Genomic DNA, 23,773 nt, shown 5'->3' with positions numbered 1-23,773 from the left:
AGAATGGAGGGAAATGATGGAAAATAAAATAACCTCACATATGATACATGTAAAAATAAATGGTGCCAATAAAGAATTGGATGTGCCGCAAACCTATAGGCTTGTTGATATCTTAAGAAACGAATTGGACTTGACAGGGACAAAAGTTTCCTGTGAAGTCGGTAGATGTGGGGCTTGTTCTGTTATTATGAACGGAAAGTTGGTCAATAGCTGTTTGGTTATGGCTTATCAGATAGAGGGAGCAGAAATCCAAACGATAGAAAGTGTTTCCAGGGATACGCTGCATCCGATTCAAGAGGCTTTTTTAGAAGGGGGTGCCTTGCAATGCGGCTATTGCACACCAGGAATGATTATGGCGTTAAAAACATTAGTAGCAGAAAAACATAAGCCCTCCAGGGAGGAAGTACTTCAAGCGTTATCTGGAAATTTATGCCGATGTACTGGCTACGAAGGGATACTTCGTGCCATTGATTTATTAGAAGAAAAGGGAATTTAATTGATTATTAGAAGAAATGGAAGTGTTCAATTGTATTCATTAGCAGAAGTAAATAAGATGGAACAACTAGAATTTATCGAGAAAATTGGCTGGGTATTTGAGGATACTCCTTGGGTGGCAGAAAAAGCTTTTTCGTCTAAGCCTTTTGCAAGTCTGAAAAATCTTTATCAAACAATGGTGAACAAAGTAGAAGAGGCAGATGAAAAAGCGCAATTAGCATTAATTAATGCCCATCCAGATTTAGGTAGTCGTATTAAAATGACAGAATCCTCTGTAAAAGAGCAAAAAGGGGCTGGATTAGATAGTTTAACAGAAGAAGAGTTTGCTAGTTTTTCCCTATTAAATAAACAATACTTAGAAAAATTTGGATTTCCTTTTATTTTAGCAGTGAAAGGTCATACAAAAGAGACCATTTATCAAGCGATGGAACAAAGAGTGGATCATCAGAAAGAACAAGAATTTCAAACAGCCCTTTTGGAAATTTATAAAATTGTTGGGTTTCGTTTGGAAGAGCTTGTGAAGGAAAAGTAAGTTTATAAGATTATAAGTGAATAAAAAAACAAGATTAGGAGTATAAGATGAAAAAAGGAATTACAACACATGTGTTAGATTTAGCAAACGGGAAACCGGCACAGCATATAAAAGTAGAATTATATAAATGGGAACAAACAGCAGATGGGGAGAACAGAATTTTTCTTTCTGCTGGAATGACTAATGATGATGGCAGAGTGGAAACACCTCTTTTAGAGACAATAGAAACAGGGGAATATGAGCTTGTTTATTTTATTGAAGATTATTTATATCCAAAAGAGGCAGACAGAAAGTTCCTCAAAAAAATACCGATTCGTTTTTTTGCTGATCAAAGGGAAGAACATTACCATGTTCCCCTGCTTCTTTCTCCATGGGGCTATCAAACATATCGAGGCAGCTGAATTTTAAGAAAACAAGGATGGTGAATAATGGTGGCATTATATGATGTTATTATCCGAAATGGAATGCTTGTAAAAGAAGAGGAAGTAGTCAAAGCAGATATAGCAATTATCGAGGGGAAAATTGCTAAAATTGCAGCTGATCTTTCTGATGCAGCGGGAAAAGAAATGGTGGACGCAAAAGGATTACATATATTTCCTGGATTAATCGATTCACACGTTCATTTTAATGAACCGGGAAGAGGGGACTGGGAAGGAATAGAAACCGGCAGCAAAGCGCTAGCTGCTGGGGGAGTGACAACTTTTTTTGATATGCCTTTAAACAGTCATCCTCCAACCATCAATAAAGATGCTTTTGATTTAAAAAATAATATTGCCAAAGAGAAATCATTGGTTGATTATCGTTTGTGGGGCGGTGTCGTACCTGGAAATATGGATGATTTAGAGGATTTAATGAACTGTGGTGTTATTGGTTTTAAAGCATTTATGTCTGGGAGCGGCATTGAAGATTTTGAAGCTGCTGATGATCATACTTTATTTGCAGCAATGGAAAAAATAGCTTCATTAGGCGGGGTATTGGCAGTTCATGCGGAAAGTGATGTTATTACAGCTCAATTAGGAAAAATCACAAGCGATAAAAATAATCAAAGTGCAAAAGCATTTTCTGAGTCAAGACCCATTTATTCAGAAGTAGAAGCAGTTCAAAGAATTTTGGCTTATGCAGAGGCAACAAAATGCAGTGTACATATTGTTCATATAAGCAGTGTAAAAGTGTTGGAACCAATTATTAATGCGAAAAAGAAAGGAATTAATGTGACGGTGGAAACTTGCCCCCATTATTTATCATTAACGGTAGATGATTTGGAAGTTTTAGGTCCGATTGCAAAATGTGCCCCGCCGCTTCGGGAACAAGCAGAAGTTGATCATTTATGGGATGCGGTAATAAGTGGGAATATTGATACAATTGGCTCTGATCATTCTCCGTCTTTAACATCGATGAAAAAAGGAAGCTTATTAGAGGCTTGGGGCGGCATATCTGGCTGTCAAACGACTTTAAATATTTTATTGGAAGAAGGCTATTGGAAAAGAGATATGCCTTTGACTGTTATTGCGAAAACAATGGGAACAAATCCAGCCAAAAGATTTGGTTTAGAGGCGCAAAAAGGAAGCATCGCAGAATATAAAGATGCTGATTTAGTGCTTGTTGATTTAAACGAGGCATTCACTTTAGAATTAGAAGATTTATACTATCGCAACAAACAAAGTCCGTATGTTGGCAAAACGTACCGAGGTAAAGTAAAACAAACTTTTTTAAAGGGACAATTAGTGTTTGATGATCAAAAAGTAGTGCCTTCTTAAATAAATGATAAAACAATCGGCAGTCTGTCTTTTATTGGCAGGCTGCTTTTTTATTGCAACCGTTTGAAAACTGAATAAATACGAATTATATTAAGAGTGTATTTACTAAATGTTCGTAAATAATTAAAAAAGTTCTTGTAAATAAGTGTTTAGGTAAGTTATTATGCTCAATAAGGGAATAAAACTTATTTGGGAGGTTCTAGCATGATTGGTGCGCCATTAACAAAAAATGCTAAAAAAATTTTGCTTCTTGGTTCTGGAGAGCTTGGCAAGGAGGTTGTGATAGAAGCGCAAAGACTAGGAATGGAAACTATTGCTGTAGATCGGTATGAAGATGCCCCTGCTATGCAAGTGGCACATCGTTTTTATGTTGTTAATATGCTGAACTCAGAAGAATTAAAAAAAATTATCATGGCAGAAAATCCGGATTTTATCGTGCCGGAAATTGAAGCAATTGCAACAGAAGTTTTATTGGAGTTAGAAAAAGAGGGGTATAATGTCATTCCAACAGCGATGGCGACCAATTTAACAATGGACCGGGAAGGCATACGCAGACTTGCTAGTGAAACACTTGGGCTTTCTACTGCAAAATATGAATTTGCCAATACTCTAGAAGAATTAAAACAAGCGGTAAAAAAGATTGGCACACCATGTGTCATTAAACCAATTATGAGTTCTTCAGGAAAAGGCCAGTCTATGTGCCGCAGCATAGAAGATGTAGAGGCGTCATGGAAAGAAGCAGTAGAAGGAGGCAGGGGGCAGAAAACACGAGTAATCATTGAAGAGTTTATTCATTTTGAATCAGAGATTACACTGCTTACCGTTCGTGCTGTAAATGGAACAATCTTTTGTGCACCAATTGGGCATACCCAAAAAGATGGAGATTATATCGAGTCATGGCAGCCGCATAATATGTCTGAAAGCCAAATAGAAGAGGCAGAAATGATTGCTAAAAAAATTACAGATTCACTTGGAGGATATGGATTATTCGGGGTAGAGCTGTTTTTGACAAATAATGGCGTCCTCTTTAGTGAAGTATCACCAAGACCCCATGATACAGGTATGGTAACACTTGTGACACAAGATTTATCGGAATTTGCTTTGCATGTACGTGCAATTTTGGGCTTGTCTGTCCATCCGGTTCGTTTGTACTCTCCTGGTGCAACAAAAACAATAAAGGCGATCAAAACAAGTGAAAGCTATCAGTTAACTGGAATGGAACAGGTATCGGCGATTCCAGGCACACAGGTAAGAATTTTTGGGAAGCCAAAAACAATTCCAGGAAGAAGAATCGCAGTTGTTTTGCAAACAGGTGAAACGGCAGATGAGGCACTAGAAAATGCAAGATTAGCAGCAGCAAAACTATCGTTAACCTACTAAACTAGTTATTTACTATTAAATGTATAATCTATCTAACAAGGAGTGTACGATGAATATAAAAAACAGGTGGCTAATTGCCTTATCAGCAGTAGGGATTCATATTTCAATCGGTTCTGTTTATGCTTGGAGTGTTTTCACTAAGCCTTTGGAAGCCGCGTATCACTGGAGTTTAAGCAGCATTTCATGGACATTTAGCATCGCTATTTTATTTTTAGGGTTATCTGCGGCATTTTTAGGTCATTTTGTGGAAAAGTATGGGCCAAAAGCTTCGGGCACATTATGTGCATGTTTGTTTGGTATTGGCATGTCTGGAGCTGGTTTTGCAACAAGCATAGAATCGTTGCCATTACTGTATATTTCCTATGGCATGTTAGGGGGAATTGGTTTAGGAGTAGGTTATATTACGCCTGTTTCTACATTAATTAAGTGGTTTCCAGATAGAAGAGGACTTGCAACAGGTCTTGCGATTATGGGATTCGGTTTTGCTTCGATGGTAAGCAGTCCAGTTATTAATAAATTAATTGGAACTGTTGGTATTTCTTCTACTTTTTATATATTGGCTGCCGTGTATTTTGTGATTATTTTTCTATCTTCCCAATATTTAGAAGCGCCGCCAAAAGATTATATGCCAAAAGGATTTCAACAATCTTTGCAGCAAGGCAAAAAAGTGCTGAAAAAAGATTTAGCTCAATTAACTGCAAATGAAGCAATCAAAACGAAAAGATTTTGGGCGCTATGGGTAATGTTTTTTATTAATATTACATGCGGAATTGCCATACTTGCAGTTGCTTCGCCAATGGGGCAAGAATTAGCTGGCATGAGTATTGCATCAGCTGCTACATTGGTCGGCATTATGGGCATTTTTAACGGGCTTGGGCGAATTGCTTGGGCATCAGTTTCTGATATGATTGGCAGACCGAATGTATACACATTGTTTTTTGCGATTCAAATGGTAGCTTTTTTTGCTTTACCCCATTTACACAAACCTATCGCATTCTCTATAATAGTATGTATCATTATGTCCTGTTATGGTGGCGGATTTGCTTCTATCCCAGCGTATATTGGCGATTTGTTTGGAACAAAGCAGCTTGGTGCGATCCATGGTTATATGCTTACGGCATGGTCAGCAGCAGGTGTTGCAGGTCCCATCTTTGTATCATGGGTTAGAGAAACAACGGGAAGTTATCAAGGAACATTAACTGTATTTTCTCTGTTATTTATTGTTTCTCTAGTGACCTCTGTAGCCATTCGCTATGATATTTATAAAATAAAATTAGCAAATCGAAATTTTAACGAGAATAATAGTATATAATGTGCTTGGAGGGAGGAACCCTCCTGCACTTTTTTTCGTTTCATTGATACATATTTCACTTTGTTAGGAGATAGGCGTATGGAAACATTTAATACCCAGTTTTTGTATTCTATTATCATTATTGCAATTGGTTATGGTTTTAAACGATGGAATATTATAAAAGAACAAGACGGTGAAGCTATTTCCCGTATTATCTTTAATATTACACTTCCCTCGGTTATTATTTTTACCTTTCATAACATTAAAATCGAACATTCTTTGCTGATGCTTGTTGTATTGGGATTTTTATACGGAATTATCGTTGCTGTGTTAGGTTTGTTTTTATTTAGAAATGAAACAAGACGAGATAAAGGGATGCTTGGCATGCTGATTCCCGGCTTTAATATTGGCCTTTTTGCCTTTCCGTTGGTGGAAGGGATATGGGGCGACACCGGATTAAAATACTTTGGCATGTTTGATGTAGGAAATGCTGTCGTTACATTTGGAATCAGCTATTTGATTGGCAGCTATTATTCAAAAGAGGGGGTAGTGCTCGATTATAAGCATGTGCTCGGCAAAATGAGCAAGTCCATTCCGCTAATGACCTATATGGTAGTATTTATTATTAATATCAGCGGATTGCACCTTCCAAGCGGTGTAATACAGGTTACGTCGATTGTTTCAAAAGCGAATATGCCGCTGTCTTTGCTTTTATTGGGAATTTATCTAAACTTTACTTTTGAAAAAAGTTATTGGAAAGGAATTGGAAAAGTTTTGGGTTTGCGATATGGAACAGGATTGGCGCTTGGTATATTAAGCTTTTATCTGTTGCCAGTTGAAGATATGTTTCGTTATACTGTTTTAATTGCCCTTATTTTGCCAATGGCTTCCTCTGTTTTGATATATAGCATTGAATTTAAATATAATCAGCGTTTTGTGGGAACCGCAGCAAATTTATCCATTTTATTAAGTTTTTTGCTAGTATGGGTTATTGGCAATATGCTAGTGTAAGAGAAATGCGAAAAAATAAAATCCCTCAAAGCTGGGCAGATGCTGTTGAACTGCCCAGCTTTGAGGGATTTTCTCTGTTATTTTGTAATGAAATTTTCTGTATAGTATGGCTGTGATTGTGTATTAAAGGCTACTCCTACTCCTAAATAGCGAAAATCTTTTTGAAGAATGTTTTCCCTATGGCCAAGTGAATTCATTAATCCTTCATGGGCGAAAATGCTACTGTACTGTCCATATGCAAGGTTTTCTCCTGCCATTGTGTAACGGATGCCCATTTCAAGCATACGGTCAAATGGAGACTGGCCTTCTAAATTCGTGTGGCTGAAATAATTATGTTCTGCCATATCTAAACTATGTTTTCTTGCTGTATCTTTTACACGATCATCCCATTTTAAAATAGTCAGACCATTGTTTACCCTGCTTGCATTCGTTAAATCGAATAGCTGATATTCAAAACCTTGTTTGAGATTATTTGTGCTTTTTGTATAAAAATCACTTCTGTTCTTTTCTAATGATTCATCAATAATTTGCATAGCTGTTACTGTATTGTCTTCATGTTTATCAAAAAAGACGGTGATATATTGATCATCAAGTTGAAACATTTCATAGTCGCGATCAGATGGAAGTTTATAAAAAACAAATCCTTTCTCTAATTGAGTTAATGGTTTTCCTAAAGTGTTTAATACGGTTTCTTTGGTTGTGCCTTTTTGGATGCCGTTTTTGGCGGCAATTAAATCTTGATTTGTATATAAACCAGAGACTTTATTGCTATCATCATAGGAAATCATAACAAAATTCTGATAATTTTGATGATAAGTATACCATTTTGTTCCATATTCATTAAAGCTGGCTCTTTTTGCTTTTCCTAACTGTTTTTCTACATCTTGTTTTTGGTCGCCAATTTGCACATTATAGATAGAAAATGGTTCTCTAGTAGGCTCATCGAGGGCTGGTTTTTCGAGTTTTTCCGAAGATTCGTTTACTTGCCAATCTGGCAATAAATCTTGAGATTTTTGAAAAAGATCTTTTATTTTTTCGAATTCTATGTTTATTTTTGTGAAAAAGGCAGCGAAAGAGTCTGTATTTACTTCAGATGCGGCCGTCTCTAATGTGGACGGCAAAGAGTCTGTCTTTAATTTATCTTGAATGAAATGGTATCCTACAAAACTAATAAGACAAATGAAAATCAATTTTATTATCGTTTTCAACCTGTTACCTCCTCCATTCTTTTATTCATTTTAACCAAAAAAACCATAAAAGATAATTATAATAACTATAACAGATAAAAAGATTACATGCTTTTCGAAAGATTATGCAAAAAATTCCATAGGAAGCACTGGTTTGAAAAAACTTTTGGGGGGAATAAAAAAATAAGTTGATGGGACCGTAATCATTTTGTTATGAACTTGTAACTGGCTAATTCTTGTTTTTATTGGCTAAAAGCTGATATACTAATAAAAAATAAAACGCTTAAAGCAATAAAAAATAAACAAATTCTTTCATCTAATATTGCCAAAAAGCGCATTGTTTATTGGAACAAGGGGGGGCGACTGCTAAGCATGAAAAAGCACTAAAGGAGGCTTGATTAAATGCATATAGTAAGAGCCGATATTGATGAATTATTGCAGACAACTGCCGATATGGAAGAGAATATTTTGGATTGGAAATTGAAAGAAATAGAGATTGATGAGTTATTGGAAAAAACAAAAAATTGGAGTTTGTAATATGGAAACAATAAATAAGGTGACTTGATGGTTCTTATATGTATGAAAGTAGATACATATAAGAACCATCAAGTTTTTTATTTTTTAATAAAAATAAAATATATCAATATAATAAAAGGGTGATGGGAAGAAAAAAAGCCTATTCTAAAACCTTATTAAATTTTTAAAAAAGATATACAATTTGTACTTCCGCAAATAAAAAGTTGCGTTATAATAAGTAGAAATAAATTATTTGGATAAGGAGCAATCAACGTGAGTGAACAAACAATTACGGTAACATTAGCAACAGAAAAAAAAGCAAAACCAGACGCTAGCACATTAGTATTTGGCAAAACCTTTACAGATCATATGTTTATGATGGATTATACGGAAGGAAAGGGATGGCATGATGCACAAATTCTTCCATATCAACCGATTACGTTAGATCCAGCTTCTGTTATCTTTCACTATGGACAAACAGTTTTTGAAGGAATGAAAGCATATTTAACAAAAGAAGAAAAAGTGCTTTTATTTAGACCAGAAAAAAATATGGAACGTTTAAACAAATCAAATGAACGTCTTTGCATTCCTGCAATTGATGAAGAATTTGCATTGTCTGCTCTTAAGCAATTAATTACTGTTGATAAAGACTGGATTCCAACAGAAGAAGGAACATCTCTATACATAAGACCGTTTATTATTTCTACACAGCCATATTTAGGGGTTGCGGCATCTATCAGCTATAAATTTATGATCATTTTATCTCCTGTAGGATCTTATTATAAAGAGGGAGTTAAACCAGTTAAAATTTTTGTGGAAAATGAATATGTTCGTGCAGTTAGTGGTGGCACTGGCTCTGCGAAAACAGCAGGAAACTATGCGGCAAGCTTAAAAGCACAGCAAATTGCAGCAGAAAAGGGATATTCTCAAGTATTATGGTTAGACGGTGTAGAGAAAAAATACATTGAAGAAGTTGGCGCAATGAATGTATTCTTTAAAATTAATGGGGAAGTTGTAACTCCAGTACTAAATGGCAGTATTTTAGAAGGGGTTACACGAGGCAGCATTATTGAATTATTAAAACATTGGGATATTCCGGTTACTGAAAGAAAAATTACAGTGGAAGAAATTTTTGAAGCACATAAAAATGGGGAATTAGAAGAAGCATTTGGTACAGGAACCGCTGCGGTTATTTCCCCAATCGGCGAATTTTTCTGGAATGAACAAGTAATCGTGCTAAATAATAATGAAACAGGAGAACTTGCGAAAAAATTATATGATACGATTACCAATATCCAAAATGGTAAAATTGAAGATCCATTTGGCTGGACAGTAGAAGTATAAAAGCATAAAAAAGATGACCTCAAACTGATGAGGACATCTTTTTTTATTACTATTATTGTGTTCGGAGGATTTGGTTATTTTGTTTATAACAATTTACATAATAAAAAAACAAATAACGAACTAGAATTTGCAAAAAAAGCGGATGTAGAAGAATCTACAATTAACAAGGAAGACAAAATAGAAGTTAGAACAGAAGTATCTCTAAATAAAGTGTGGGAATATTATTTTGATAAATCTATAGATGAATCCACAAAATATTTTTGTTTTGGATGAAAAACAAGATAGAAATTGAACTTGAAAATGAAGGGAAAACAATTTTTATTAACCCTCCAGATGGTGGATATCAAAAAGGGGAAAAATATGAGATTCATATAAGGAATAATATCAAATATACAGATGGAGAAAAATTAAGCAAAGCATATGCTATGCAATTTGTTATGGTTCGAGATGAAGTAGAAGAAGGTGTAGTAAACCCTGAAATAAAAAAAGAATATGTAAAAATAATCGATAAAAATATTTTAGAAATCAAGAATAAAGGAATTAAAAGTAAACTAAAAAAAGGAGAAATTATAATTTTTCCTACTAATGAGCATCCAGAAGGATAAGCTGTTAAGATTACAAAAGTAGAAAATCATTTTAAGAAAACAATTGTAACTGTTAGTGAACCAGAATTTACAGAGCTATATCAAAAGTTGAACATCTATAAAACATATCCAATAACTGAAAAGAATTTTAAAATGGAAAATGGTCTTAAAGGTGTTAATATTACCTCTTTAGAGTCTGACGGGGATATATATGTTTGGGGTCGGTAAATTTCATTTTCATGCACCCACCCCTTTTTTTCTAGCATCTGTTAAATTCATCTCTTATCATTGACCACCACTTCCACCTTCACCACCAATTTATTTTCCAGTTTTTCTTACCTTTGCAAAACCATTTTTCGGTTCTCCTTCTTAAATTTCAATCCAATCTTATTCAACATTTTGTATAATCTATTCAAAGGAAATTCACTTCTATATCGCATTTTATTGGGTGACTTTTTTTAATTCATCATTATTTTATTTTTCGTGATTTACTTATTTTCTTAAATGAATTTATATGTTCTCATGGCTCTTATTTATTGTAAAATCGACATTCCTTTTTAATTTAAAGTCGTATTTTTTATTTAAAAATTTCATTCAGGAAATTAGGGTAAGGTATAGAAAGTAAACCCAGCATATGAAGAATTTCACTTAAACTAAATGGCAGGATAGTTGAATATGACTATGTGGTAATATTTTATATATCCTTCCTGAATCCACTAAGTTGGGCATATTACGTGCGGATTCACTTTCTCTAATGAATCAAAGGTCTGAATTACATCAATCGGTAACCTACGTTGAAGACATAGATTAAAAATACTCTTGAAAAAGAAACTTTAAAAATTGGAGAATCGACACTTTTGATAAAATAATATGAATTATTCACTTGAGGTGGGAAATGTGGAAACATTGATTTATAATCTTTTAACATACATAAATAATTCTCTTGATAAGGATGTTAACGACCATATAGCAAAAATCTTATTGGAAAATCTCCATAAGATTGAGGGATTTTCATTAGAAACAGCAGCAGAGGCATGTAATGTATCTCCTTCTACATTCAATCGTTTCTGCAAAAAAATGGGTTTTAGAAATTTTTCAAACTTAAGGAATACTGTTGTAATTAAGTATGGGGCATGTTTTGAAAAAACGGATATTGACCTAAGTGCAGACAGGTTTATAGAGCAATTAAAGGAAAACGTGGAAATGATTGAGAATATTCCAGGGGAACAGATTGAACGGATTGTTAAACAAATTAACGATTCAAGTAGAATTGTAATATTAGGCTTTGAAAAGCATCAAATCCAAGCTTTGGAGTTACAAAAAAAATTACTTCTTACAGGGAAATTTTGTGAATGTGATACAAATCTTTTTAAACAAATGGATGCTCTGGATATATTGACAGAGGAAGATATGATTATCACTATTTCTATACAGGGATACATACTATCAGAGGAATTCTTTTTTGAAAAAATTAATTGTAGGCTTTGAAATGGTTCCAATCCAGTCATTGAATTTTAATCGCTTGGTATACGTAACGGTTTTCTTTGTACTCTTATTTACAAATGTCTTGGCTACTAAAAGAGAATGATTTTAAATGTATAAATTATTTATAAAAAGAAAAAATAAAATAAAAGAAAAAACAACATTTTACTTGCAAAAGTATTTTTTTTATTGTATATTACGATTAACAATTAGTTAATCGTTAATCGAAAGAAGTTTTAATAAAGCAATTGAGGTGAAAGACGTGGCAGAAGACTTTGTAAAACATGAAGATGCTCTTAAAGAGTATGATGTGAAAGCATTTAGAACTCCAGATGGATACACTAGCGACAATGTTATTTTTACCATTGTTAAAGATAAAGAAGCAAAGTATGGAAGAATTTTGAAAGTTATGTTGATTAAACGTGCTATGAAGAATAAGGAAGGTAAACCAAATATCGAGGGTGGTAAATGGGCATTGCCTGGTGGATTTATTGACCCTGAAGAATCAGCTTATGAAGCGGCAAAAAGGGAACTGGAAGAAGAGACGAAAGTTAAAAATATTCATATAAAGAAGTTAGATACGTATGAAAAATTAGGTCGTGACAAAAGAGGCTGGATGATTACAAAAGCACATTATGCAGTAGTGCCAGAATATCAACTATCTAAACGGCAAGCGGGTGATGATGCTCAAGAGGTTGAATTATTTGATGTCGATGAAGTGTTTAAATTGCCATTAGCATTTGACCATGAGTTAATCATCAAGGATGCTCTTGAATTAATAAAACTAGATATGGTCGAAACAACATTGGCGAAAGAATTTCTTCCGAAAGAATTTACGTTATCAGAATTAAGAAGTGTTATCTTATCAGTTTCTGAGGAAATTGCAAATGAAGTGGTTAAATCTGAACCTTTCTTTTGGAGAAAAGCACCTAAGTTTCCCTTTCTTGAACTTGCGAAAGATGAAGAAGGCAGCCCTAAAACCATTATTGTAGAAAGGGCAAAAACAAGGCTATATAAATATATAGAGTCTAGACCAATAGATAAGAGTATTTATAAATAAAATTAGAAAAAAGGTTTTTAAATCTTTTTTTGAAATTAACAATTAACGATTAGTTAATCGTTAATTGTTAATTGATTGAATGGAGATGAGCGAATATGACAAAAGAAGCTTTATTAATTGTTGATATGAGTAATGATTTTGTAGCAGATAATGGGACTTTAACTGCTGGAAAACCAGCACAAGAAATTGTCCCTTATATTAAAGATTTAGCAAATAAGTTTTTGGATGATGGGAATATTGTTGTGGTTGCAATGGATGCACACCAATCCGATGATTCACACTTTGAATTATGGACACCACATAATATCATAGGTACAAAAGGGCAAGAATTATACGGAGAGTTACTTGAATGGTATCAAGAAAATTCAAAGAACCCGAATGTGATTTATACACCTAAAACTAATTACAATGCTTTCTTTGATACGAATTTAAATTCCGTATTAAGAAGTCTTGAAGTAGAAAAAGTTCATGTTGTTGGGGTATGTACTGATATATGTGATTTTTTAACGGTAGCAGGAGCAGATGCGAATGGTTTTAAAACAGCAATTCATAAACGTGGTGCTGCTACATTTACTGACCTTGGAGAAACGATGATTAATCATATGAAACTTTGTTTTCATACTGAAATTATTGATTAAAAAAATAATTTAAAAAACGGCGATATTAGAATGGAAAAACGTCATTATGTAATTATAAATTGGTGAAAATATATTTGGATAAATTTGGAGGTAATAATAATGGCAAGAAAATATATGGACGATAGTTTAGCGTTGCACACAGATTTGTACCAAATTAATATGGCAGAATCTTATTGGGATGATAATTTCCATAACAGGAAAGCGGTTTTCGAACTTTACTTTAGAAAAATTCCTTTTGGCAATGGGTATGCGGTTTTTGCTGGTTTAGAAAAAATTGTGGATTTTATTAATAACTTTAAATTTAGTGAAAGTGATATTGCTTATTTAAGGGATGAACTTGGTTACAAAGAAGACTTTTTAGAATACCTAAAAGAAATGAGATTTACTGGGAAGATTAGGGGAATGAAAGAAGGAGAATTAGTTTTTGGAAATGAAGCAATTTTGCAGGTAGAAGCTCCTCTAGGGGAAGCACAGATTATTGAAACCGCTCTACTTAATATAGTAAATTATCAAACGTTGATAGCTACTAAAGCGTCTAGAATTAAACAAGTTTTAGGTAATGAACCAGCTATGGAATTTGGCACAAGAAGAGCCCACGAAATGGATGCTGCTATTTGGGGCACTAGAGCAGCTTTTATCGGTGGATTTGAGGGAACTAGTAATGTAAGAGCTGGTAAGCTTTTTGGAATACCTGTATCTGGAACTCACGCTCATGCGATGGTTCAAGCTTACAGAGATGAGTATACTGCATTCCGTAAGTATGCGACTCGCCATAAAGAATGCACATTCCTAGTAGATACTTTTGATACTCTCAAGTCTGGTGTCCCTACTGCTATTAAAGTTGCGAAAGAACTAGGAGATAAAATCAATTTTAAAGCAATTCGCTTAGATAGTGGAGATATGGCTTATCTGTCAAAAGAAGCGAGAAAAATGTTAGATAAGGCAGGCTTTAAAAACACCAAAATTGTTGCTTCTAACGATTTAGACGAATACACCATTATGAATTTAAAATCTCAAGGAGCAAAAATAGATTCTTGGGGAATTGGAACAAAACTCATTACAGCTTACGACCAAGCAGCTTTGGGGGCGGTGTACAAACTCGTTTCAATCGAAGATGATAACGGTGAAATGGTTGATACTATTAAGATCTCTGCTAATCCTGAGAAAGTAACAACTCCTGGTCTTAAGAAAATCTATAGAATAATTAATCTGGTGAACAATTGTTCTGAGGGTGATTATATTGCTATGGCAGAGGAGGAGCCACAGAAAGAAGAACGTTTAAAAATGTTCCATCCTGTTCATACATTTGTAAGTAAATTTATTACTAATTTCGAGGCTAGGGAATTGCATCATGATATTTTTGTGGATGGAAACCAAGTTTATAAATTGCCTAATATATTCGAAATTAAACAATATGTAAAAGATAACTTATCTTTGATATGGGATGAATATAAGCGGTCATTAAATCCAGAAGAATATCCAGTTGATTTATCTCAAAAATGTTGGGATAACAAAATGAATCATATAGAAAAAGTAAGAAAAAAGGTATTAAAAAAATAAAGAAACACCTTTGGAAATTAGGAGGTAGAAGAAAATGCTAAATAAAATCGAAAAATATAAACAATATTTATCTAAATTAAATCCAGGAAAAGATATAGAAGGGCTTTTTAAAGAGGGGGCTAGAATTGGCTTCTATGGCTCTTCTTTTGACCCTGTAACTCATGTTCATTTATGGACTGCTAATACTGTTAGGCATAGAAAAAAACTAGACTTTATTATTGTATTACCGTCTTCCAGTGGAAGGATTGATAAAAAGTTGCAAACTAGTGATAAGCACAGGGAAGAAATGGCTCGATTAGCTATTGAAAAAAAGGAAACATTTATATTGGATACTTATGAATTTAATGTCTTGCCTGGTAAGCAATACACCTATTACACTATGCAACATTTTAAAAAAATTTTCCCTCATGCTGAATTATTTTTTATCATGGGTGCTGATTTATTGGTGGATATTGCGGATGGTAAGTGGAGAATGGATGAAGAATTAATTTCGAACAATCAATTCATTGTTATGGCTAGAGACGGAATTGATATGGTAAAGACAATTAGCCGTTCTGCGTTACTAAGGAATTATGATGATGGGCGTTTTCAACTTTTAGATAAAGGTTTAGCTATGGAAATATCATCTACGTATATTCGGGAAGAATTTGCCAAAAATGGGGACCCTGAGTATTTACTTCCAGATGTCTGTTATGAATATATAAAAAAACATGAACTTTACAAAAAAATTGTACAATAAACCAAAAATAATTAAAATTCGGGAGGGAATTGAAATGCAACAATTACAAAAACAAATTATTGAAGAAATGAAAGTGGCAGCGACTATTAATCCGAAAGAAGAAATTAGAGTTAGTGTAGATTTCTTGAAAAATTACCTAATAAAACATCCGTTTTTAAACGGTTTTGTCTTAGGGATTTCTGGGGGACAGGATTCTACCTTAGTGGGTAAATTAGCACAACGAGCTGTTGCAGAATTAAATAAAGAGGAAGATACAAATAAATATATGTTTTATGCAGTTCGTTTACCGTATGGAACTCAAGCGGATGAAAAAGATTGTCAAGATGCAATTGAATTTATCAATCCTACTAAGGTCTTTACGGTAAATATTAAACCTGCAGTAAATGCGAGTGTGGATTCTTTGGTGCAAGCTGGAGTTCTTGTTACTGATTTTATAAAAGGGAATGAAAAAGCAAGGGAACGCATGAAAGTGCAATATAGTATTGCTGGTACGTATAATTTAGCTGTTTTGGGAACGGACCATTCTGCAGAAGCAGTAACAGGGTTCTTTACTAAATATGGAGATGGTGGTGCTGATTTAACACCTATTTTTAGATTGAATAAACGTCAGGGGAAAATGTTGCTCAAAGAATTGAATTGCCCTGAGCAGCTATATAAAAAAATACCTACTGCAGATTTAGAAGAAAATCGTCCTCAATTGGCTGATGAAAATGCTTTAGGAGTATCATATGAAGAGATTGATGATTATCTAGAAGGAAAAATAATTAATAAGGAGTCTTCTGATAAAATTGAAAGTTGGTATTTAAAAACACAACATAAAAGAAATCCTCCTATCACAGTTTTTGATGATTTCTGGAAATGAAAACTTTAGAAGAAGGAAACCTAACCATCGATAAATAGGTGCCATTAAAAACGAATGATTATACGATTTTTTGGGTTGGGTTTCTCTTAACAGGGAAAATGGATAAAACTTCTCGTTTTTATCAATCTTCCTATGAAACCATCTCCCAACCCAAAAAGGGAAATGCTCAATTCTTCTATAAGAAAGGACAATGGTATTTTTCTTTTTCCCTTTCTTTTGAAATAGAATCTCAAAAAACGGGTTCTAAATCCATTGGAGTAGACAGAGGATTAAAATATATTACCGTTGCAGGAGAGAAAGAAACAGGAAAGTATTTGGCATTTAACGGGAAACAATTGGGACATATTCGTCTTCGTTTTTCTAATCTAAGAAGAGCATTACAACAAACAAAAAATATAAAAGCATTAAAACGATTAGAAAACAAAGAACAACGAATCCTCCAATACTGGAATCACGTTATTTCCAAAAAAATCATTCAATTTGCGAAAGAATGTGGTGCTTCTATTATTAAATTAGAGGACCTTTCTTTTATTCGTTCCATGAAAAAACATTGGAAAAGAAGTGATAGAAACATTCATTCTTGGGCTTTCTTTGACTTGGAAACCAAACTAACCTACAAAGCACAGCTAGCCAAGCTAGAAGTGCAAAAAGTAAATCCTTATAAAACAAGCCAAGAATGTTCCTCCTGTGGAAATACGCAAAAAAAGAACCGTCGAGGTTCTTTGTATACTTGTTCCTGTGGACATAAACAAAATGCAGATGTCAATGCTAGTTTTGTTATTTCTACACGACCATCTATCCAGACAACTGCGGCATAAAACCGCTGCGAAAGAGATAATATCTTTCGTAAGGCTCCTGACAGAGCTACACACCTATCCGATGATTCCCTACCGTTTGCTGTTTGTTAAACAACAAACGGACTGGGAGGAGGTAACGGTAACACCAAAGGCACTGACCGTTTTGTACGCAGTGAAATCCCTTTGGAATCCCCTTCCTCAAAAGTCCATTAGGATTTTAGGCGGGGGAGGATGTCAATTTCCTAATAAAGCATACAAGTAAACAATTTATTTTGTTAATTGTTTGTTAAAGATGAATTGCTCCACAACTTTTGCGACACCATCGTTATTATTTGTATCTGTTGTATAGTCCGCAATTTTTTTTATATCGTCTGGTGCATTTCCCATTGCAACACCAAGTCCAGCAAATTCAATCATTGCTAAATCATTGTAGCTGTCTCCCATAGCAATCACTTCTTCTCTTTTTATTCCCAATTTTTCAATCAGAAAAGCAAGGCTCGTCCCTTTTGTTACACCGCTTTCAGTGAATTCAAGGAAATATGGTTTTGAGCGCATTACACTTAATTGATTTTGCAGTTCTACTTGAAGCAGTGCTTCAGTCTTTTTTAAATGGCTTTCTTCCTGCACCATTAATACTTTTACAACAGGTTCGTTAATTGCTGCTTTAAAACCAGCAACCGTATTAATCGGAAGTCCTGTAATTTGGGCTTCGATTTCGGTGAATGGGTTGTTTTCTTCTGTTACAATCGTATCGCCGACATATGTGTGAATCCAAACATTTTCTCGTTTGCTTATATCATATAGTTTATGCACGGTTTCTATTGGCAGGGTGCTAGAGAATAATTCTTCATTTGTTTGGCAATTTGTTATTTTTGCACCATTAAAGGATAAGATAAAGCTGCCATAATGGTTTAATTTTAGTTCTTTTGCAATTTCAACCATTGCATAAGTGGGCCTTCCTGATGCAAGAACTACTTTTACGCCTAATTCTTGTGCTTCTAAAAGTGCCTGTTTTGTTGCATCTGAAATAGTATGGTCATCGCGAAGCAATGTATCATCCATGTCTAGTACAATCATTTTATATGACATTTTGTTATCTCCTCTACTTTCTTCAGTCAATTGGAAACCCTCCTCATTATAAATGAATATAGGAATATACGTAAATATAATAATTGGAATTTCAGCTAGATTGCTATTTATCAAGAAAGGGTAAAATTTCTTTTAAAAAGTATTTGAATTATCAGAAAATTGTTGTTATACTATAAAAAAGAAAAGGGGTTGATTCGAATGGAAAAGTATTTGTTAAATGCGCCAAAACAGTCTGTAGGAAATGTAGTTGATTCTTTATTTGCTGAAATGGTCTTAGAAAAAGCCCTTTATGAATTCCGGAAAGCAACACTTCAAAAAGAAATTGATGAAACACTAATGAATGGCAATAAAAAAGAATTTATACGCCTTAGTAGTGAATTAAATGATCTAATAGTAGCAGTTTCATAAATACTTAACTAAATAATCGATAACTATTGTACGATCATAAAGAAAAGGGGCTTTTAAAAGCAAAGCCTTTTTTCTTTGTGATGGTGTATGGACAGAGTCTATGGGAAGGCTTTGCTGGTAATAAAGGAATTGTTATCTATATTCAGATGATAAAAATAACTGTTTTCAGCGGTTTTCAACAAATATGCAGTTTTTGTTCCAGATATAAATAAAAAGAGGACGTCCTATTGGACGTCCTCTTTACGTATTGAGGCAATAAACTGCGCTCCACATAGCACATTAAATGTTTATTGACTTATTCAATATAGCTCATCGCATAAATTAATATACCATAATAATATGGGGAAAACAAGCTTTATTAGAAAAAAAATTCTCGTACATTTAAAAGGAAAGCTATTTACAAGGTAATAGTTGTTCGGTAAAATATTCTTTAAAAAGAACAAATAATTCTGTTTAAAGAAGAAATAAGTGGGCACCACTAGTGCAATCTTATGTTAAAAACAAACGGGATTGTTACCTTCCTTTGTTTAATAGAAATTCATATTCTACATAGAAAAAATGGTTTTTTATTTTTTTAAAATCCATTAAGCTCACGTAAAAACAAAGGAGAATGAATATGCTAGGAGACAAAATTCAATTTTTGCGAAAGAGAAAAGGGCTATCGATTACAAGGCTTTCTGCTATTACTGGTGTATCCAAATCATACATAAGTTATATTGAACGTAATAAACAGAAAAGTCCAAGTTTGGTTATCTTGCTAAAACTATCCAAAGCCTTAGATGTGGAGCTGCAAGAATTAGTCTGTTATATGGAAGGGAGAGGGGGACAAGAAACGATCCCAGGGACAATAGAAAATATTATTTAATAGATAATTTGTCTAATAGGGAGCTGCATGGAAAATCTGGCAGCGGGGGAATGCTTAAAAAAGCATTCTTTTTTTGTTTCAAGCTGTTTAAATTGACTTTTCTTTTCCTGGCATAATAAGATGACATTAATTCATAAGAAAATGCAAGAGTTTTTTTCTTTGTAGTGATGCATCTTTTTTGCCTGTTGGCAGATGAAGGGATTATATTGGAAAAACTATTATTATAAAATAAAGGGGTAACAATAAATGAATACAAAGTATCAAGCATTTTTTCAAGAGTTTTCGTTTTCGGATAAATTAGACTTGAAAAATCGGATTGTAATGGCTCCAATGACTAATTTTTCATCAAATGAGGATGGAACCGTTTCACAGGAAGAACTTGATTATTATCGCGCTCGATCTAAAGGGGTAAGCATGGTCATTACGGCATGCACATATATAGAAGAAAACGGCAAAGGGTTTCTTGGGGAATTTGCTGGACATACAGATGAGATGATAGACAGTCTTGCTTCATTAGCAGCTGCGATAAAAGAAGAAGGGGCAAAAGCTGTGCTGCAAATTTTCCATGGAGGACGTTCTTGTCCGACAGAACTAGTTCCGAATGGAGAACTTGTCAGTGCAAGCGATGTGGCACAAAATCCTTTACCAGCACCACGTCCGTTAACTGAAAAGGAAATTCAAGAAATGATCAAAGCGTTTGGATTAACAACAAAACGGGCGATTGAAGCAGGTTTTGATGGTGTGGAAATTCACGGAGCAAATGGATATTTGCTGCAGCAATTCTTCTCCCCTCATACTAATCGCCGTGAAGATAAGTGGGGGGGAAGTTTAGAAAATCGATTAGCGTTTCCTCTTGCAGTTGTTAGAGAAGTGAAAAGTGTTGTGAAAAAATATGCTCAGTCCCCATTTATCGTTGGTTATCGTTTTTCTCCGGAAGAACCAGAAACTCCTGGCATCACGATGACAGAAACATTTGGGCTGATTGATGCATTATTAAATGAAAATCTAGATTATTTGCATGTATCTGTACAAGATTTCTGGTCTGAACCCAGACGTGGAGCAGAGCCATCCAAATCACGCATAGAGTGGATTGTAGAAAGAGTTGCTGGGCGTGTTCCTGTAATCGGTGTAGGAAGCATTTATACACCAGAAGATGCTGTAAAAGCGTTTGAAACAAATATTTCTCTGTTAGCGCTTGGTCGAGAATTAATTATCGATCCAGAGTGGGTGCAAAAGGTGCAAACAGGGCAAGAGGATCAAATCGTCACTGAAATAAATAAAGAAAAGCAAAAAGAATTAGTGATACCAACTCCGCTTTGGAACGCGATAAATTCTTCACCAGGCTGGTTCCCAGGCGTATAATATAGATGAAAGTACCAATTTTTATTTTAGAGAGTTTATGTTAGTGAAAAAGTATTTAAGCAGACAGTGGGGATATATAAGGTGGAAATTCCCTGCTGTTACATCTTTTTGTCTACCTTCTCGCTGTGTTTTACAAAAATCATCATATTCCTTCAATGTTTATTCTCCATGTACAAGAATTAGGCAGTTAACGTTCATTTATCAATGGAATACAAAAGGAGGTAAGCCTCTTGAAATATTATGAAAGTTTAGCAAAAAGCATTCACTATAATTTTTTAAATAAAAGCTATTCAGAATCAAAAAAACATTCGGACTTGCAGTTGATTGGAAAAGGCAGAAGTGCGTATTGTTTTAAAATAAAACATACAGATGTTTGCTTAAAAGTATTTTTTGAAAAATATGAACATTTGGCAAAAGAAGAAGGCGAAATTTACGAGACGGTAAAAGGGATTCCTTATTTTCCTAAAGTGTATGAAATTGGCAAAAATTATTTGGTGATGGATTATATAGAAGGGACAACATTGTTTGATTGTTTAATAGAAGGAATCGTTATTTCAGAAAATCATATAAAGGAAACGGATTATGCTATTTCTTTATCAAAGGAAAAAGGTTTAAATCCGTCTGATATTCATTTGAAAAATATTATTCTCACAAAAGATAATGGAATTAAAATTATTGATTTGGCTCGATTCAGACAGCAGAAAAAATGCAAACAATGGCACGATTTAAAAACGGCCTTTTATAAAATATACCAAAAACGTTATTTTCCAAAAAAAGTGAGCAAATATATTTTGCATACAATCCGCATATTGTATAAAAGGGACTTGCTGAAATCTTTATTTCAATAATAGTAGAAAAATGGATTTATACCAGCATCTGTATGGGGAAATCAGGGTATATATAGATGCTGATTATTATTTTATCAATTAAAGGAGGAACTTAGGCTAATGAATACATATAAAAGCCGGAAAGAAGTGCCGGAACAAGAACAATGGAATTTACAGGATATTTACCCAGATAAAACAGCATGGCAAAAAGATTATGAAAAAGTAGAAGTGCAAATAAAGGAAATCAGTGCATATAATGATCAAATTACAAATGCGAAAAGTTTACTTGGGTATTTAACTTTATCAGAAGAGATAGAAAGGGTGTATACAAAACTATCAGGATACAGCATGCTTTCGCTAGATATTGATACAAGGGAAGGCGGGTCACAGAAATTTGTTGATAAAACAAGGCAGCTTGGCCAAAAGTGGAGCAGCGCCACTTCCTTTTTTATGCCCTACTTATTAAGTCTAGAAAGTGAAGAGTTAAAACAATACATAGCAGAAGAAGAAGGTCTAAAATATTTTGAAAAGGATTTATTGGAGTCTTTTTCTTATAAACAACATGTGCTGTCAAAAGAACAAGAAGAAATAATGGCCCAAATGGGAGAAGCGATATCTGCACCAAGCAGAATATTTGGCATGATTAATAATGCGGATATTAAATTTGGCGCAGTCACAAATGATGATGGAGAAAAAATCGAATTGACAAGGGGGATGTATGCAAAATTAATCGAGGATGAAAATCGAGAAAAAAGAAAAGAAGCATATAAAGCATACTATGAACCATATGTGACGCTAAAAAATACGATTGCAACCACTTTTGCTTCTGCTGTAAAAAACAATGTCAAATTATCGAAAATTCGCCATTACCCATCTGCTTTAGAAAAAAGCTTATTTAGTGATCGTGTCCCAAAAGCAGTATATGAAAACTTAATTAAAACAACTCGCAAAAATTTGACTTATATGTCCGATTATATGGAATATCGCAAAAATAAGCTTGGCCTAGAGAACCTGCATGCATATGATTTAAGTGTGCCGTTAGTCGGGGAGGCGTCCAAAGAAAATATAAGCTATGAACAAGCATATGAAACAATGCTAGAGGCATTAGAGCCATTAGGAAAAGAATATATAGAAATATTAAAAACCTTTAAGGAAAAACGTTATCTGGATGTTAGGGAAACACCTGGAAAAAGATCTGGCGCTTATAATTTAGGCTTATATGGAGTTCATCCATTTATCTTATTAAACCATAGGGATGATTTAGATAGTTTATTTACATTGGCTCATGAATGTGGCCATGGAATGCATTCTTATTACAGCAGTACTTATCAGCCGCAAATTACAGCAGGATACAGCATATTTGTTGCAGAAGTTGCCTCTACAGTCAATGAAGTGCTGCTGATTCGCTATTTATTATCGAAAGAAACAGATAGCTCCAAAAAAGAGCATTTAGTCAATCATTTTATTGATAGTTTTAAAGGAACTTTTTTCACACAAGTGATGTTCAGCGAATTTGAAAAGGCTGTCCATGAAAAAGCAGAAGCAGGAGAACCGCTGACTCTTGATTTATTTAATGAAATCTATGAAGAACTATTTATTACCTACAATGGGAAACAACTAGTTGTTGATGAGGAAGTAAAGTATGGTTGGTCTAGGATTCCTCATTTTTACCGTCCGTTTTATGTATATAAATATGCAACAGGATTTGCTTCAGCCATCACGATTGCCGACAAATTGCTTTCAGGAGATCCCTCTGTAAAAGAAAATTATTTGCAGTTTCTAAAAAGCGGCAGCTCTGATTTTCCGTTAGAACTGCTCAAAAAAGCGGGCGTCGATTTAACGACTCCAGAGCCGATTAATCATGCAATGTCGATTTTTCATTCTTTAATAAAGGAAGCTATGGGGAATTAAAGGAAAAAACAGGGGGGGATGCTTCCCCTGTCAGACTGTAGACAAACGCTCCTTAATGAACTGCCCCTAAATTGTT

At 34.2% G+C, this 23,773-nt stretch carries 25 protein-coding genes; 23 read left to right on the top strand and 2 right to left on the bottom strand.

What is annotated here, in order from left to right; translation table 11 throughout:
• Window positions 1-13 precede the first annotated feature (13 nt).
• The 7 genes from CWS01_RS21420 (at window position 14) to CWS01_RS21390 (ending at window position 6,466) form a co-directional block, all read left to right on the top strand.
• Window positions 14-496 (top strand): (2Fe-2S)-binding protein, encoded by a 483-nt coding sequence (locus CWS01_RS21420; protein ID WP_101179501.1) that lies wholly within the window; start codon window positions 14-16, stop codon window positions 494-496.
• On the top strand, window positions 497-1,027 hold the full coding sequence (gene uraD, locus CWS01_RS21415; protein ID WP_235852143.1) for a 2-oxo-4-hydroxy-4-carboxy-5-ureidoimidazoline decarboxylase: 531 nt from the start codon (window positions 497-499) through the stop codon (window positions 1,025-1,027).
• Between the two features lie 47 nt (window positions 1,028-1,074).
• Complete coding sequence (uraH, locus tag CWS01_RS21410) at window positions 1,075-1,428, top strand: hydroxyisourate hydrolase (RefSeq protein WP_101179499.1); 354 nt, start codon at window positions 1,075-1,077, stop codon at window positions 1,426-1,428.
• A 27-nt stretch (window positions 1,429-1,455) separates the two neighbouring features.
• Entirely contained in the window at window positions 1,456-2,784 is a 1,329-nt protein-coding gene (locus tag CWS01_RS21405) for an allantoinase (RefSeq protein ID WP_328588939.1), read from the top strand.
• Window positions 2,785-2,988: 204 nt separating this feature from the next.
• Window positions 2,989-4,164 carry a formate-dependent phosphoribosylglycinamide formyltransferase gene (gene purT, locus CWS01_RS21400; protein WP_101179497.1) on the top strand — a complete coding sequence of 392 codons (1,176 nt, stop codon included), beginning with the start codon at window positions 2,989-2,991 and terminating at the stop codon, window positions 4,162-4,164.
• A 49-nt stretch (window positions 4,165-4,213) separates the two neighbouring features.
• Window positions 4,214-5,476, top strand: coding sequence for an L-lactate MFS transporter (locus CWS01_RS21395; RefSeq protein ID WP_101179495.1), 1,263 nt, complete (start codon window positions 4,214-4,216; stop codon window positions 5,474-5,476).
• A gap of 78 nt (window positions 5,477-5,554) precedes the next feature.
• Window positions 5,555-6,466 (top strand): AEC family transporter, encoded by a 912-nt coding sequence (locus tag CWS01_RS21390; protein ID WP_101179493.1) that lies wholly within the window; start codon window positions 5,555-5,557, stop codon window positions 6,464-6,466.
• Between the two features lie 77 nt (window positions 6,467-6,543).
• Here CWS01_RS21390 and CWS01_RS21385 read toward each other — a convergent pair whose 3' ends face one another.
• Complete coding sequence (locus CWS01_RS21385; RefSeq protein ID WP_168714440.1) at window positions 6,544-7,674, bottom strand: CAP domain-containing protein; 1,131 nt, start codon at window positions 7,672-7,674, stop codon at window positions 6,544-6,546.
• A 381-nt stretch (window positions 7,675-8,055) separates the two neighbouring features.
• On the opposite strand from CWS01_RS21385, the gene CWS01_RS23260 reads away from it, so the two are divergent.
• The 11 genes from CWS01_RS23260 to CWS01_RS21335 all read left to right on the top strand — a co-directional run bounded on the left by CWS01_RS23260 (window position 8,056) and on the right by CWS01_RS21335 (window position 17,256).
• The gene (locus CWS01_RS23260; RefSeq protein ID WP_268877094.1) at window positions 8,056-8,190 is read left to right on the top strand and encodes a hypothetical protein; all 135 of its coding nucleotides are present in this window, start codon (window positions 8,056-8,058) and stop codon (window positions 8,188-8,190) included.
• A 252-nt stretch (window positions 8,191-8,442) separates the two neighbouring features.
• Window positions 8,443-9,513: a branched-chain amino acid aminotransferase gene (locus tag CWS01_RS21380; RefSeq protein WP_101179491.1), complete on the top strand. Its 1,071-nt coding sequence runs from the start codon at window positions 8,443-8,445 to the stop codon at window positions 9,511-9,513.
• A gap of 27 nt (window positions 9,514-9,540) precedes the next feature.
• Complete coding sequence (locus tag CWS01_RS21375; RefSeq protein ID WP_101179489.1) at window positions 9,541-9,786, top strand: hypothetical protein; 246 nt, start codon at window positions 9,541-9,543, stop codon at window positions 9,784-9,786.
• Complete coding sequence (locus CWS01_RS21370; protein WP_101179488.1) at window positions 9,783-10,118, top strand: hypothetical protein; 336 nt, start codon at window positions 9,783-9,785, stop codon at window positions 10,116-10,118. Before CWS01_RS21375 ends, CWS01_RS21370 begins: the two co-directional genes overlap by 4 nt.
• 876 nt (window positions 10,119-10,994) lie before the next feature.
• A complete protein-coding gene (locus CWS01_RS21365) occupies window positions 10,995-11,585 on the top strand; it encodes a MurR/RpiR family transcriptional regulator (RefSeq protein WP_157827719.1) in 591 nt (196 codons plus the stop codon).
• 256 nt (window positions 11,586-11,841) lie between these two features.
• Complete coding sequence (locus tag CWS01_RS21360; protein ID WP_101179484.1) at window positions 11,842-12,639, top strand: NUDIX domain-containing protein; 798 nt, start codon at window positions 11,842-11,844, stop codon at window positions 12,637-12,639.
• A 95-nt stretch (window positions 12,640-12,734) separates the two neighbouring features.
• The gene (locus CWS01_RS21355; protein ID WP_101179482.1) at window positions 12,735-13,277 is read left to right on the top strand and encodes a cysteine hydrolase family protein; all 543 of its coding nucleotides are present in this window, start codon (window positions 12,735-12,737) and stop codon (window positions 13,275-13,277) included.
• A gap of 99 nt (window positions 13,278-13,376) precedes the next feature.
• Window positions 13,377-14,837: a nicotinate phosphoribosyltransferase gene (locus CWS01_RS21350; protein ID WP_101179480.1), complete on the top strand. Its 1,461-nt coding sequence runs from the start codon at window positions 13,377-13,379 to the stop codon at window positions 14,835-14,837.
• Between the two features lie 34 nt (window positions 14,838-14,871).
• Complete coding sequence (gene nadD, locus CWS01_RS21345; protein WP_101179475.1) at window positions 14,872-15,576, top strand: nicotinate (nicotinamide) nucleotide adenylyltransferase; 705 nt, start codon at window positions 14,872-14,874, stop codon at window positions 15,574-15,576.
• Window positions 15,577-15,610: 34 nt separating this feature from the next.
• Window positions 15,611-16,438, top strand: a complete 828-nt coding sequence (gene nadE / locus CWS01_RS21340) for an ammonia-dependent NAD(+) synthetase (RefSeq protein WP_101179471.1) — start codon at window positions 15,611-15,613, stop codon at window positions 16,436-16,438.
• A gap of 38 nt (window positions 16,439-16,476) precedes the next feature.
• Complete coding sequence (locus tag CWS01_RS21335) at window positions 16,477-17,256, top strand: RNA-guided endonuclease InsQ/TnpB family protein (RefSeq protein ID WP_101179467.1); 780 nt, start codon at window positions 16,477-16,479, stop codon at window positions 17,254-17,256.
• A gap of 246 nt (window positions 17,257-17,502) precedes the next feature.
• Here the strand turns inward: CWS01_RS21335 and CWS01_RS21330 are convergent, their stop codons facing one another.
• Window positions 17,503-18,324: a Cof-type HAD-IIB family hydrolase gene (locus tag CWS01_RS21330; protein ID WP_101179520.1), complete on the bottom strand. Its 822-nt coding sequence runs from the start codon at window positions 18,322-18,324 to the stop codon at window positions 17,503-17,505.
• A gap of 198 nt (window positions 18,325-18,522) precedes the next feature.
• Here CWS01_RS21330 and CWS01_RS21325 point away from each other — a divergent pair, with 198 nt between their 5' ends.
• From CWS01_RS21325 to pepF, 5 genes are all read left to right on the top strand, one after another.
• Complete coding sequence (locus CWS01_RS21325) at window positions 18,523-18,732, top strand: IDEAL domain-containing protein (protein ID WP_101179462.1); 210 nt, start codon at window positions 18,523-18,525, stop codon at window positions 18,730-18,732.
• A gap of 616 nt (window positions 18,733-19,348) precedes the next feature.
• Complete coding sequence (locus CWS01_RS21320) at window positions 19,349-19,597, top strand: helix-turn-helix domain-containing protein (RefSeq protein ID WP_235852142.1); 249 nt, start codon at window positions 19,349-19,351, stop codon at window positions 19,595-19,597.
• Between the two features lie 246 nt (window positions 19,598-19,843).
• Window positions 19,844-20,959, top strand: a complete 1,116-nt coding sequence (locus tag CWS01_RS21310) for an NADH-dependent flavin oxidoreductase (RefSeq protein WP_101179452.1) — start codon at window positions 19,844-19,846, stop codon at window positions 20,957-20,959.
• 230 nt (window positions 20,960-21,189) lie between these two features.
• Complete coding sequence (locus CWS01_RS21305; protein ID WP_101179447.1) at window positions 21,190-21,807, top strand: protein kinase family protein; 618 nt, start codon at window positions 21,190-21,192, stop codon at window positions 21,805-21,807.
• Between the two features lie 99 nt (window positions 21,808-21,906).
• A complete protein-coding gene (pepF, locus tag CWS01_RS21300; RefSeq protein WP_101179442.1) occupies window positions 21,907-23,697 on the top strand; it encodes an oligoendopeptidase F in 1,791 nt (596 codons plus the stop codon).
• The last annotated feature ends 76 nt before the right edge of the window (window positions 23,698-23,773 follow it).

The sequence above is a fragment of the Niallia nealsonii genome, assembly GCF_002835805.1.
In the GTDB taxonomy this organism is placed as follows: Bacteria; Bacillota; Bacilli; order Bacillales; family Cytobacillaceae; genus Niallia; species Niallia nealsonii.
The sequence above is the reverse complement of the archived record's forward strand: the minus strand, read 5'-3'. Positions and strand labels throughout refer to the sequence as shown.